Source organism: Pseudomonas sp. AK-TSAG1-1, assembly GCF_056821665.1.
Genome location: NZ_CM165965.1, coordinates 3,683,629 through 3,696,555, shown reverse-complemented (window position 1 = coordinate 3,696,555; position 12,927 = coordinate 3,683,629). Strand labels below are relative to the sequence as shown.

General features: G+C 60.0%; 12 protein-coding genes. 8 read left to right on the top strand and 4 right to left on the bottom strand.

Annotated elements, in window-relative coordinates; translation table 11 throughout:
• Positions 1-196 precede the first annotated feature (196 nt).
• Positions 197-580 carry a tautomerase family protein gene (locus AC1UK9_RS16270; protein ID WP_473012807.1) on the bottom strand — a complete coding sequence of 128 codons (384 nt, stop codon included), beginning with the start codon at positions 578-580 and terminating at the stop codon, positions 197-199.
• A 291-nt stretch (positions 581-871) separates the two neighbouring features.
• Here AC1UK9_RS16270 and AC1UK9_RS16265 point away from each other — a divergent pair, with 291 nt between their 5' ends.
• The 4 genes from AC1UK9_RS16265 to AC1UK9_RS16250 all read left to right on the top strand — a co-directional run bounded on the left by AC1UK9_RS16265 (position 872) and on the right by AC1UK9_RS16250 (position 4,550).
• A complete protein-coding gene (locus AC1UK9_RS16265; RefSeq protein WP_482577983.1) occupies positions 872-1,066 on the top strand; it encodes a hypothetical protein in 195 nt (64 codons plus the stop codon).
• A gap of 51 nt (positions 1,067-1,117) precedes the next feature.
• Positions 1,118-1,288: a hypothetical protein gene (locus tag AC1UK9_RS16260; protein WP_177327348.1), complete on the top strand. Its 171-nt coding sequence runs from the start codon at positions 1,118-1,120 to the stop codon at positions 1,286-1,288.
• Between the two features lie 254 nt (positions 1,289-1,542).
• Positions 1,543-2,823, top strand: coding sequence for a serine/threonine transporter (locus tag AC1UK9_RS16255; RefSeq protein WP_025111464.1), 1,281 nt, complete (start codon positions 1,543-1,545; stop codon positions 2,821-2,823).
• 80 nt (positions 2,824-2,903) lie between these two features.
• Positions 2,904-4,550 (top strand): SulP family inorganic anion transporter, encoded by a 1,647-nt coding sequence (locus tag AC1UK9_RS16250; protein ID WP_482577982.1) that lies wholly within the window; start codon positions 2,904-2,906, stop codon positions 4,548-4,550.
• 161 nt (positions 4,551-4,711) lie between these two features.
• Here AC1UK9_RS16250 and acnB read toward each other — a convergent pair whose 3' ends face one another.
• Positions 4,712-7,321, bottom strand: a complete 2,610-nt coding sequence (gene acnB / locus AC1UK9_RS16245; protein ID WP_025111466.1) for a bifunctional aconitate hydratase 2/2-methylisocitrate dehydratase — start codon at positions 7,319-7,321, stop codon at positions 4,712-4,714.
• Between the two features lie 467 nt (positions 7,322-7,788).
• Here acnB and AC1UK9_RS16240 point away from each other — a divergent pair, with 467 nt between their 5' ends.
• Positions 7,789-8,259 (top strand): DUF1289 domain-containing protein, encoded by a 471-nt coding sequence (locus tag AC1UK9_RS16240; RefSeq protein WP_025111467.1) that lies wholly within the window; start codon positions 7,789-7,791, stop codon positions 8,257-8,259.
• Between the two features lie 120 nt (positions 8,260-8,379).
• On the opposite strand, the gene AC1UK9_RS16235 is transcribed toward AC1UK9_RS16240, so the two are convergent.
• Positions 8,380-9,243, bottom strand: a complete 864-nt coding sequence (locus AC1UK9_RS16235) for a universal stress protein (RefSeq protein ID WP_482577981.1) — start codon at positions 9,241-9,243, stop codon at positions 8,380-8,382.
• Between the two features lie 158 nt (positions 9,244-9,401).
• Here AC1UK9_RS16235 and AC1UK9_RS16230 point away from each other — a divergent pair, with 158 nt between their 5' ends.
• The 3 genes from AC1UK9_RS16230 to AC1UK9_RS16220 all read left to right on the top strand — a co-directional run bounded on the left by AC1UK9_RS16230 (position 9,402) and on the right by AC1UK9_RS16220 (position 12,152).
• The gene (locus AC1UK9_RS16230; RefSeq protein WP_025111469.1) at positions 9,402-10,010 is read left to right on the top strand and encodes a MiaE family protein; all 609 of its coding nucleotides are present in this window, start codon (positions 9,402-9,404) and stop codon (positions 10,008-10,010) included.
• A gap of 147 nt (positions 10,011-10,157) precedes the next feature.
• A complete protein-coding gene (locus AC1UK9_RS16225) occupies positions 10,158-10,865 on the top strand; it encodes a response regulator (RefSeq protein ID WP_025111470.1) in 708 nt (235 codons plus the stop codon).
• On the top strand, positions 10,866-12,152 hold the full coding sequence (locus tag AC1UK9_RS16220) for an ATP-binding protein (RefSeq protein WP_025111471.1): 1,287 nt from the start codon (positions 10,866-10,868) through the stop codon (positions 12,150-12,152). It abuts the gene before it with no gap.
• A gap of 119 nt (positions 12,153-12,271) precedes the next feature.
• On the opposite strand, the gene AC1UK9_RS16215 is transcribed toward AC1UK9_RS16220, so the two are convergent.
• On the bottom strand, positions 12,272-12,760 hold the full coding sequence (locus AC1UK9_RS16215) for a GFA family protein (protein WP_473012802.1): 489 nt from the start codon (positions 12,758-12,760) through the stop codon (positions 12,272-12,274).
• Positions 12,761-12,927 lie beyond the last annotated feature (167 nt).

The window sequence follows — 12,927 nt, the reverse complement described above, 5'->3', positions numbered from 1 at the left end:
CTTGAGGGTTGCAAGTGCCGCACGGACGGGAGAAACAACAAGGCCCCGTCCATTGCTGGCGGGGCCTTGGGTTCACTGCGCTGGATTCACCTCAGACAGCCACACCAAGACCCGCCGGTGGCGGTCGTGGTGGTACGGGTGAGGTGCAGCGGGCGCAGGTTCATGGGCCGATCATGCTGGCGGCAGTGAAGGGCTGTCAACTGGCGTATTGCGCGATGCCATTGCCGAACGACCAGTTCTCCTTTTTGACCTCCACCAGATTGATGAACACGTCTTCCAAGCGTATGCCCAGTTGCGTGTTCAGGCTTTGCGCGATGGTCTGGTACAGGGCTTTTTTCTGCTCCAGGGTTCGGCCTTCGTTGAGGGTGATCTGGATGATCACCAGTTGGTCTGTGCGCTGGATGCCGAGATATTGCGGGTCGAAGATGAAATGCTCGGCATCGTGCTCGTTGAGGATCTGGAAGTTGTCATGCTCCGGTACGTTGATGGTGTTGCGCATGGCGGCGTAGATCTGCTCGCCGATGCGTTTGGCGAACGTGGGATCGGCGTGTTTCTTGATTTCGACGCGGACGAGGGGCATGGGCAGAGACTCCATGGGGCAGGGGACTCATTGACGCTAGATGAATTGGGCGAAATTGAAAGTATCGGGTGCTTGAACCGACGCCTTCGCGAGCAGGCTCGCTCCCACCTTTGGAAGGTGATCACCTGTGGGTATGAGCCAGCTTGCGAAAGCGTCGGTGGCTACCTACGAAACTTGCGGATTCTGCCTACGAAGTTGGCGGATGCATCTGCTATCGGAACGGCGATGAACGCGAAATCATGTGGGCACAGAGCAGCCCGGGCAGTCACTGCCAACAGCCAAGGAAGGCGAATGCTTCAAAACAATCGAGAACATCTGGAGCTCGAACGGCTCCAAAATGAAACACGCAAACTCATAGCCGAAAGAAAAAAACTTCTGGCGGAAGAAAAAAAGCTAAGCAGGGAAACGAATTTGTATCCGCTCGCAGTATTGGCTGGGATTGCGACAGCCATCACTGCAGTAGCAGGCTTTTTTTTCAAGTATTGAGCGTGCGCGTTTCACGACAGACAGGTCTATCACTCAGCAAGGGACATCGACATGAGCACCTATGACCACAAAGCCAGAATGGAAGAACTGGAACGAGAGCACGATGAGTGGGAGGAAAGAATGCGTATTAAAAACAAGGGCGATATGTACCCAATCTGGGGAATGCTGGTGTTCGGCCTTTTTTGCATGTCACTCGGATTCCTCCTGGCCCGATCGATCTGATCAAGTCTTCCCGATCGCACATTGCACTGAAGCTTGCCAGAAAACGACATGGCGCATACCTGTTGCCGACAGTCATTTTCCAGAAAACGACAACCTGGTTATCTGATCCGTACAACCATTCCTCAGCTAAGTCTTTGCTTCTGCTCATTTATCGCGGAGAATCGCGCCCCTGTTTCGGCCGGAGCATGTCTGTCGGTTTTTTCCGACGCGTCCTGACCGAGTGGCAAGTGACCGGAATGCGGAGATCCGACCGGATGAATGATCAGGCCAATAGCGTCGACGCACGCTATGAAGCGGCAGCACCAGCTGAACTGTCGAGCTGGAATCGCCATGACACCACGTGGATGTTGGGACTGTTCGGGACGGCCATTGGCGCCGGTACCCTGTTTTTGCCGATCAACGCGGGTCTGGGTGGCTTCTGGCCGCTGGTGATCCTCGCGCTGCTGGCCTTCCCGATGACCTTCTTCGCCCACCGCGGCTTGACCCGCTTCGTGCTCTCCGGTCGCGAAGGCGCCGACATCACCGACGTGGTCGAGCAACATTTCGGCATCAAGGCCGGTGCGCTGATCACCCTGCTGTACTTCTTCGCCATCTTCCCGATCCTGCTGATCTACAGCGTCGGCCTGACCAACACGGTCGCCAGCTTCCTTGAACACCAACTGCATATCACGCCGCCGCCACGCGTGTTGCTGTCGTTCGTGCTGATCCTCGGCCTGCTGGCTGTGGTGCGTTGCGGCGAAACGGCGATCGTCAAGGCGATGAGCCTGATGGTCTATCCGTTCATCGTCGCGCTGCTGTTCCTCGCGGTGTACCTGATCCCGCACTGGACCGGCGGTATTCTCACCACGGCATCGCAAGTGCCAGCGCCGTCGGCATTGCTGCACACGCTGTGGCTGGCGATCCCGGTGATGGTGTTCTCGTTCAACCATTCGCCGATCATTTCGGCGTTCGCGGTGGACCAGAAGCGTCGTTACGGTGCCAATGCGGAGCAGCGCAGCTCGCAGATCCTCTGCCGTGCACACCTGTTGATGGTGGTGATGGTGCTGTTCTTCGTCTTCAGTTGCGTGCTGACCCTGTCGCCGGAGCAACTGGCTGAAGCCAAGGCGCAGAACCTGTCGATCCTGTCCTATCTGGCTAACCACTTCAGCAACCCGGCCATTGCGTTTGCGGCGCCGTTGATTGCATTCGTGGCGATCTCCAAGTCGTTTCTCGGTCACTACATCGGCGCCAGCGAAGGCCTCAAGGGCCTGATCGTCAAAAGCGGCAAGCGTCCGGGCGCCAAGGCCCTGGATCGCATCGTCGCGGCGTTCATGCTGGTGGTGTGCTGGATCGTTGCGACCCTGAACCCGAGCATTCTCGGGATGATCGAGGCTGTCGGTGGTCCGGTGATCGCGGCGATCCTGTTCCTGATGCCGATGTACGCGATTCGCAAAGTGCCAGCGATGGCGCGCTATCGCGGTCAGGCATCGAACGTGTTCGTTACCGCGGTAGGTCTGGTGGCCATTTCGGCGGTGATTTATTCGCTGACGGCGTAAGCCAAAGCGCCGGATACTCAGCTACAGTGGCCGCTGTGCGTGATGCGCACAGCGGCTTTTTTTCGTCTGGAGACAGTGGATTGTCGAGCGCGCCCCAACCTGTAGCACCACCCAATCGCTGGCAGGACATCCTCGCCGGTCTGTCGATTGCCGGTCTGCTGTTGCCCGAAGCGGTCGCTTATTCGACCATCGCCGCGCTGGCGCCGCAGGCGGGGGTGATCGCGCTGTTTGCCGGGCTGCTCTGCTATGGGCTGTTTGGCACCAGCCGCTTTGCCATTGTTTCGGCGACATCTTCATCTGCGGCGGTACTGGCGGCGGCCACCGCGACCATGGCCAATGGTGACCCGCAGTTGCGCGCGACGCTGGCGGTCGGGCTGGTGCTGGTCACTGGCGGGCTGTTCTTGCTGGCGGGGATCTTTCGTTTCGGCAGCGTCACCTCGTTTATCGCCAAACCGGTGTTGCGCGGATTTGCCTTCGGCCTGGCGCTGACCATCATTCTCAAGCAGGTCGCCAGTGTGGTCGGCGTGCACCTGACTGATGCCAATCTGGTGCGTTTCGCCCCGCAACTGCTTGAACAATTGCCGCAATGGAACTGGCCGGCCGCCGCTGTGGCGGCGGTCGCGTTGGTATTGTTGGGGTTGTTTGCCCGCTTTCCACGGGTGCCCGGTGGTTTGCTGGTGGTGGTGATCGGCATCGTTGCCGGGCAATGGCTGAATCTGCCGGCACATGGCGTGCCGCTGATCGGCTTGATCGACCTGAGCCTGGAGGTGCCGAACCTGCCGGTGCTGCCGTTCGCCGATTGGCTGCGGCTGGGCGAAGTAGGGTTTGCGCTGGTGATGATTCTGTATGCCGAGTCTTACGGCTCGATCAGTTCGTTCGCGCTCAAGCACGGTGATCGTGTGACCTCCAACCGTGACCTGCTGGCGTTGGGTGCATCGAACCTGTTGTCCGGGCTGTTTCATGGCATGCCGGCGGGGGCAGGGTATTCGGCGACGTCGGCGAACGAGGCGGCCGGGGCAACTTCACGCTGGGCCGGGGGCGTGGCGGCGCTGGTGGTGCTGGTGATCGTGCTGACCGTATTGCCGTGGATTGCCCTGACACCGGAACCGATTCTGGCCGCCATCGTCATGCATGCGCTGGGCCGTGGTTTGAGTCTGCAGCCGCTGGGACGCTATTTCATCTGGCGCCGGGACCGGGTGCTGGTGTTGTGTGCGGTAGGGGCGGTGCTGGTGCTGGGGATTCTGGATGGACTGCTGGTGTCGGTGGCCATCAGCGTGTTGCTGATGCTCAAGCAGATGTCGGCAGCGGATATTCAGGTGCTCGGGCGGATCGACGGCGGGCATGATTTTGTCGATCTGCAGCGCCATCCGACGGCTGTCTCTGAGCCGGGGGTGTTGATTGTGCGGCCCAGTGAGGCGTTGTTCTTTGCCAATGTGGAGCGGATTCTCGGCGCGGCATTGCGTCTGATCCGGCATTCGGACGCGCCGGTGCACACGGTGATCTTCAGTCTTGAAGAAACCCCGGATCTGGATGGCACCAGTATCGAGGCGATGCAGGAGTTTTTTCTGCGGGTGCATCAGGAAGGCAAGCGGCTGATTCTGGCGCGGCTCAAGCATGAAGCGCTGGCGGTGCTGGAGGCGTTGCCGGAGGTGACGGCCAACGGGGTGATCCTCAGTGGGTTGAGCGTGGATGGCGCGGTGCAGCAGGCCCGCAAGCTCAACCCATAACCCCCTGTAGGAGTGAGCCTGCTCGCGATAGCGTTGTGTCAGTCGATAAAAATGTAGCTGACACACCGCATTCGCGAGCAAGCCCGCTCCCACAGGTCATTCAGGCATAAAAAAACGCCGCTCATCTCACGATGGGCGGCGTTTTTCATTGCGTTGCAACGTTAGGCTTGAACGACCGGGATCTTGGCGTTCGCAGCAGCTTCACGGAACTCGGCGATCTGGTCGAAGGACAGGTAGCGGTAGACATCGGCCGCCATGCTGTCGATCTTGCCAGCGTATTCCATGTACTCCTCGACGGTCGGCAGGCGACCCAGGATCGAAGCAACGGACGCCAGTTCGGCCGAAGCCAGGTAGACGTTCGCGCCGTCGCCCAGACGGTTCGGGAAGTTACGGGTGGACGTCGAGACCACGGTGCTGTTCGGCTCAACGCGTGCCTGGTTACCCATGCACAGCGAGCAGCCTGGCATTTCCATGCGTGCGCCGGCCTTGCCGTAGATGCCGTAGTAGCCTTCTTCGGTCAGTTGGTGAGCGTCCATCTTGGTCGGTGGCGACAGCCACAGACGGGTTGGCAGCTGACCCTTGACCTGATCCAGCAGTTTACCGGCAGCGCGGAAGTGACCGATGTTGGTCATGCACGAACCGATGAACACTTCGTCGATCTTCTCGCCAGCAACGCTGGACAGCAGACGGGCATCGTCCGGGTCGTTCGGCGCGCACAGTACCGGCTCGCTGATGTCGGCCAGATCGATTTCGATGACTTCGGCGTATTCGGCGTCGGCATCGGCTTCCATCAGTTCCGGGTTGGCAACCCAGGCTTCCATCGCTTGAGCGCGACGTTCCAGGGTACGTGCGTCGCCGTAGCCTTCGCCGATCATCCAGCGCAGCAGAGTGATGTTGGAGTTCAGGTACTCGGTGATCGACTCTTTCGACAGCTTGATGGTGCAGCCGGCAGCCGAACGTTCGGCCGAGGCGTCGGACAGTTCGAACGCCTGTTCCAGGGTCAGACCTTCCAGGCCTTCGATTTCCAGGATGCGGCCGGAGAAGGCGTTTTTCTTGCCTTTCTTCTCGACGGTCAGCAGACCGTTCTGGATGGCGAAGTAAGGAATGGCATGAACCAGGTCACGCAGGGTGATGCCAGGTTTCATCTTGCCTTTGAAGCGCACCAGGATCGATTCCGGCATGTCCAGCGGCATGACGCCGGTGGCAGCGGCGAACGCGACCAGACCGGAACCGGCCGGGAACGAGATGCCCATCGGGAAACGGGTGTGCGAGTCACCACCGGTACCGACGGTGTCTGGCAGCAGCATGCGGTTCAGCCACGAGTGGATGATGCCGTCGCCCGGACGCAGGGAAACGCCGCCGCGGGTCATGATGAAGTCAGGCAGGGTGTGGTGGGTGGTCACGTCGATCGGCTTCGGATACGCCGCGGTGTGGCAGAAGGACTGCATGACCAGATCAGCGGAGAAGCCCAGGCACGCCAGGTCTTTCAGTTCGTCACGGGTCATCGGACCGGTGGTGTCCTGAGAACCTACGGTGGTCATCTTCGGTTCGCAGTAGGTGCCAGGACGTACGCCTTGGCCTTCTGCCAGACCGCACGCCTTGCCGACCATTTTCTGCGCCAGGGTGAAACCCTTGGTGCTTTCAGCCGGTGCTTCAGGCTTTTTGAACAGATCGAACGCAGGCAGACCCAGTTCGGCGCGAGCCTTCTCGGTCAGGCCACGGCCGATGATCAGCGGAATACGGCCGCCGGCACGTACTTCGTCCAACAGAACCGGGGTCTTCATTTCGAAGGTGGTCAGGACTTCGTCAGTGCCGTGTTTGCAGACTTTGCCAGCATGCGGGTACAGGTCGATCACGTCGCCCATGTTCATGTTGGTAACGTCGAACTCGATTGGCAGTGCGCCGGCATCTTCCATGGTGTTGTAGAAGATCGGAGCGATTTTGCTGCCGAAGCAGAAACCGCCAGCGCGCTTGTTCGGCACGTAAGGGATGTCATCGCCGAAGAACCACAGGACCGAGTTGGTTGCGGATTTACGCGAGGAACCGGTACCGACCACGTCACCGACGTAGGCGATCGGGAAGCCTTGACCGCGCATTTCTTCGATCTGCTTCATCGGGCCGGTCTTGCCTTGCTCGTCCGGAACGATGCCGTCACGGGCCATTTTCAGCATGGCCAGGGCGTGCAGCGGGATGTCAGGACGCGACCAGGCATCTGGAGCAGGGGACAGGTCGTCGGTGTTGGTTTCGCCGGTGACCTTGAACACGCGCAGGCTGATCTTGTCGGCCAGAACAGGGCGCTTCTTGAACCACTCGCCGTCAGCCCAGGATTGCAGCACGGCTTTGGCGTGAGCGTTGCCGTTCTTGGCTTTTTCAGCCACGTCGTGGAAGGCATCGAACATCAGCAGGGTGTGCTTGAGTTCTTCGGCAGCCACGGGCGCCAGCTCGGCGTTGTCCAGCAGTTCGACCAGGGTCACGATGTTGTAGCCGCCCTGCATGGTGCCGAGCAGTTCTACAGCGCGCTTCTTGTCCAGCAGAGGGGAGGAGACTTCGCCTTTGGCCAGAGCCGACAGGAAACCGGCTTTGACGTAAGCGGCTTCGTCCACTCCAGGTGGTACGCGATTGGTGATCAGGTCAACGAGGAAAGCTTCTTCGCCAGCCGGAGGATTCTTCAGCAGCTCGACCAGGCCTGCAGTTTGTTCGGCGTTAAGCGGCTGGGGAACGATACCCAGGGCTGCACGCTCTTCGATATGTTTGCGGTAGGCTTCAAGCACAGTTATTACCCTCATCAGTGGTCCCAAATGGGTGTCCGGGACGCTCATCCCGAAATTGCCGTACTCATGCACCTCACGACGTTGTGGGTCGTTTGGCCAGAATTACCGGCAATTCCTTACAGAAGCTGCTTTCAAAGTTTTACGCCTGCAGAACGGGGAGCTGATGAGGGTTGGCGTTGGGCTTTTCCCCGCTGGAAAAACCCTTCGCCAACACCGCTCTGAAGGAACGACTGTGCTCGTGACGCTTTGAAAACAGCTTCTAACGGACATTGGCGCCTTAAAAGGCTGGCTGATTCTACGGCAAAAAAAATTTAAAGGTAAGTCGGACTCTATTGGACTTTGGTGGCGTTGTGCGCGGGCGGAGCAAACCGCGATCCAGCGCTTGTCCCTGACGTTTGAGGGGTGATCAATGCCCGACAAAGGGCTAACATGCCGGCCTGTTCCGCGTTTCAGTGTTTTGCCAATTTATGCCCAATCAGACCATCAAGACCCCCTGCGTCGGCCTCTGCTCCACTGTTTACGGAGATCTGGTGTGCCGCGGCTGCAAGCGTTTCCACCACGAAGTGATCAATTGGAATGGTTACAACGAGGAGGAAAAGCGCGCGGTGTGGTTGCGTCTTGAGCAATTGCTGTCACAAGTGATGGCGGGCAAGGTCGAGATCTTCGATTCGGCGCGCCTGCGCCAGCAGTTGGAGCAGCGCAAGATCCGCTTCGTGCCGCACCAGTCGGAATATTGCTGGGCCTATCAGCTGATTGCTCGCGGGGCGCGGGTGATCATTAATCTGGAAGCCTATGGGATGGTGTTGCTGCCGGAGTTCCGCGACTGGAACCTGCCGGAACTGCGCGATGCCATTGATCGGGAATTCTTCCTGCTGTCGGAAGCGCATTACCAGCGCTACATTGCGCCCGGCTTCCTCAAGGACGCCTTTGGCGCCTGAAGATCAAAAGCTTCGCGAGCAAGCCCGCTCCCACAGAGGAATGCATTCCAAAGGTAGGAGTGCATTTCAAATGTGGGAGCGGGCTTGCTCGCGAAGGGTCCATCCAATACAGCGCAATTCTCAGTGCTTCACCGCCAGCTCCACCAGATGGTCCTCAACCTCCTGCGGCTTGAGCACCAGCACATCGCTTTCCAGCGAATCAAGCACCACTTCGGCGGTATTGCCGATCAGCGCCCCTGACAACCCGGTCCGCGCCACAGTGCCGATGACGGTCACCGCCGCTTCCAGCTTGTGCGCCATGAACGGGATCAGCACATCCGCCGGGCCTTCTTCGATGTGCAGATGAGCGTCATCGACATCGAATTCGGCCTGAAACGCCCGGCATTGCTCGCGATACCTGGCCTCGATGGTTTCCTTGAGCTGAAAGGTCGGGTCAGCCGCCGAGAGCATCGGCGACGGGTGCGCACTGATTACATGCAGATGCCCTTTGGCCAGGCTGGCGATGTCAAAGCCGTGATCGATGATCGTCGTGTGCAAATGCCGGTGTTCGCCATCGGCGTTGCCCACGTCGACCGCTGCCAGAATCACCCGGTCCTTCCATGGTGTGCAGGTTTTCACCAGCAGCACCGGGGTCGGGCAGTGACGCAGCAGTTTCCAGTCCGCCGGGGTCAGCAAGGCTTTTTTCAGCGCGCTGTCAGGAAAGTGCTGTTTGATCACCAGCCCGCAGCCTTCGGCCTGCTGCACATCGATGATGGTTTCGTGCAGGCTCTCGTTCCACGCCTGTTCGGTGGTCACGCTGTAGCCGTCGGCGATCAGCGCGGCTTTGAGCACGCCGAGCATGCCGGCGTGGTCGTGTTTGCGGTCACACACCAGCAGGTGCAGATGCGCCTGGGTCACGCCGGCGATCAACTTGGCGCGCTTGAGCGCCAGGCTTTCCGAATGTTCGGGTTCGATGACCACCAGAATGCTGCGAATGGCTTGCATGAGCGGAGTCTCCAGCAAAGAAAAGGCACGGCGTTGCACAACTATAGTTGCTGCTCATCGGCCTGCGACTTGATGCATATCAACGCCTGCGACTGGTGGTCTGCGGGCAGGCCGGTATAATCGGCGCCCTTCGCGCCAATACCTTTACCGTGAGCCCCATGATCCTGCCCGAAATCCACGAATTCCTTGGCTGCCGCACGCCCGACGCCTGGGTCCAGGCTGCACTGGCCGACCAGGAAACACTGCTGATCGACCACAAGAACTGCGAGTTCAAGGCCGCCAGCACCGCGCTGAGCCTGATTGCCAAGTACCATTCCCACGTCGACCTGATCAACATGATGTCGCGTCTGGCCCGGGAAGAGTTGGTGCACCACGAACAAGTCATGCGCATCATGAAGCGCCGCAAGATCGAGTTGCGCCAGCTGCATGCCGGGCGTTATGCCTCCGGCCTGCGCAAAGTGGTGCGCAGTCACGAGCCGGTGAAACTGGTCGATACGCTGGTGGTCGGCGCGTTCATCGAAGCACGCAGTTGCGAGCGTTTCGAGGCGCTGGTGCCGCATCTGGACGAAGAACTCGGCAAGTTCTATTTCGGCCTGCTGAAAAGCGAGGCGCGGCATTTTCAGGGTTATCTGAAGCTGGCTTACCAGTACGGCGACGCGAAGGACATCGCCCAGGTGATCGAAAAGGTCCGCGCTGCCGAGCAGGAACTGATCGAATCGCCGGATGAAGAGTTTCGCTTCCACAGCGGTGTGCCGGCCGCGGCCTGACACACAAACTGTTAAAAACTCTTAAGAGTATGAAATATCACCGAAAACCGGCCCCAGTGGCCGGTTTTTGCTGCCTGCAACCACGCCACACCCGCGATTGCCGCCATAATGTCGGCCACTTCACACATGGGTTGGCAGACGGTCGTTATGGATAACCTGGGTTTTGGCAAAGTCCTGCTGGTCGAAGACGATGAGCGTCTGGCCACGCTGATTGCGCACTTTCTCGAACAGCATGGCTACGAGGTGCGCGCAGTGCATCGCGGTGATCTGGCGATGGCCGCGTTTCTCGAGTTCCAGCCCAAAGTGGTGGTGCTCGACCTGATGCTGCCGGGGCAGAGTGGGCTGCACGTGTGCCGGGAAATCCGCAGCGTGTCGGACACGCCGATTGTCATCCTCACCGCCAAGGAAGACGACCTCGACCACATTCTCGGCCTGGAATCCGGCGCCGATGACTACGTGATCAAACCGATCAAGCCGCCGGTGCTGCTGGCGCGGCTGCGCGCCTTGCAGCGGCGCCAGGTGCCGGACAGCGGCGTCGTCAGCTCGCTGGAGTTCGGCCGGTTGAGCATTGATCGCAGCTGTCGCGAAGTGCGCCTGGCCGGCGAAATCATTGAAATGACCACCATGGAGTTCGAGCTGTTGTGGCTGCTGGCCAGCGCTGCCGGCAAGACCCTGTCGCGCGATGACATCCTCAACCGCATGCGCGGCATTGCCTTCGACGGGCTCAATCGCAGTGTCGACGTGTACATCAGCAAATTGCGCAACAAGCTCAAGGACAATCCCCGCGAGCCGGTCTGCATCAAGACCGTGTGGGGCAAGGGCTATCTGTTCAATCCGTTCGCGTGGGAGCTGTAGATGCTGCGGTTATTCCTCGGGCTGTTTCTGGTGATGACGGTGGGGCTGGTGCTGGCCCTGCAAACCGTCGAGCACACCTTCAACGCATTGCTCGACAATCAGATGCAGGCCTACAACCGTGAAGCGGTGCGTGGGCAGGCGTGGTCACTGGTCGAGCACATGCGCGATCAGCAAGGCGCGGCGCGCGAGCAGCAACTGGAGGCGCTGCGCCCGCACTACGGCTTGTCGCTGAAGCTGGTGGAGGCTGATCAACTGGCTCTCAGCCCTGAAGAAAAATCCGAGCTGGCGCAGAACCTGCTGGTGATTCGCGACAACTACACCCAGTTCATCAGCAACATCGACGGTGGTTCGCAGTTGCTCAGCATCAAGTTGCCGCCGGAGCCGAGCCTGATGCCGTTCTACATTGCGGTGGCTTACGCGATGCTCGCGGTGCTGATCGGCATCGTCTTGTTCTTCTGGGTGCGCCCGCACTGGCGCGATCTGGAGAAACTGCGCCTGGCCGCCGAGCGCTTTGGCGATAACGACCTGTCGGTGCGCATTCAACTGTCCAAGCGCTCGAACATCCGCGACCTGGCCGAGCACTTCAACCTGATGGCGGCGCGCATCGAGAGCCTGATCGCCAATCAGCGCGAGCTGACCAACGCCGTATCCCATGAACTGCGTACGCCGATTGCGCGGCTGTCGTTTGAGCTCGATCAGCTCAAGCAGCAACCGGACGCCAGCCAGAACCGCGAACTGATCGCCGACATGTACGCCGATCTTGGCGAGCTGGAGGAAATGGTCTCCGAACTGCTGACCTACGCCAGCCTGGAACGCGGTGCAACGGTGATCAAGCGTGAGAACATTCAGGCCGCCAACTGGCTCGACAGCGTGGTCGGCAGCGTGGCGCTGGAGGCAGAAGCGGCGGGGGTGCAATTGCTGATCGGTGATTGTCGGATCGACACAGTGCGCATCGAGCCGCGATTCATGGCGCGGGCGGTGATCAATCTGCTACGCAATGCTATTCGTTATGCCGAACAGCGCGTTGAAGTAACGCTGGTGCGCACCGGTGATTATTACGAGGTGCGGGTCAACGACGACGGCCCGGGTGTGCCGGTGGACGGGCGGGAGAAGATCTTCGAGCCGTTCTCGCGGCTCGATGCCAGCCGTGATCGGCGCACGGGCGGCTTTGGTTTGGGGCTGGCACTGGTGCGGCGGGTGTCGCAATCCCATGGCGGGCAGGTCGAAGTGGGGGAGTCGGTTTGGGGTGGGGCGTCGTTTCGGATGACCTGGGCGCATCTGGATTGATCTGCGTTGCCAGTCCCGGCTTCTTCGCGAGCAGGCTCGCTCCCACAGGTTGAATGCATTCCAAATGTGGGTGCGGGCTTGCTCGCGAAGAGGCCATCAATCACACCGCAATTCCCGACTCATTTGACCAGCCCCAACCGTTCATGCCACTGCGCAATCGACTCTTCGGGATAAACCTCAAACTGCTTGTCCCCAGGCGTTGCGTCCACCTCAACCCATGGCGCCTTCGAGCCGAGCATCAAATGCGTATGTTCCGGCGGTGTCGGCAATGGCGTGTCGATGGCCGAGGCGAACGGGTGGATCAACTCCGGCCATTGCGGGCTGAACAGCCACAAAGCGCTGCCGCACTGTGAGCAGAAATGCCGTTCGGCGGTGCTGCGGTGGGCGCGCTTTTCGCCTTCGTCCTTCATTTTCGCGTGGTAGATGCTGATGTTCTTGCGACCCTGGACCTTGAGGCTTGTCGAGTCGCCACCGAGGTTGATCGCATAGCCACCACCGCCCTGGGTCTTGCGGCAGATCGAGCAGTAGCAGCGTTGATAAGGGTAAGGGTGGGCGCTGGTCAGGCTGAAGGTGACGGCGCCGCAGTGGCAGGAGCCTTCGAGGTGCATGAGGGGCCTCCGGTGGGCTGAAGTAGTCCGGTTCAGCCTAGAAGGTTTGTGGCGATCATGCTGACGCCTTCGCGAGCGAGCCCGCTCCCACGGGGGAACGCATTTCAAAATGTGGGAGCGGGCTTGCTCGCGAAGAACGATAACGCGCAGCCACTGGACGCCCACCG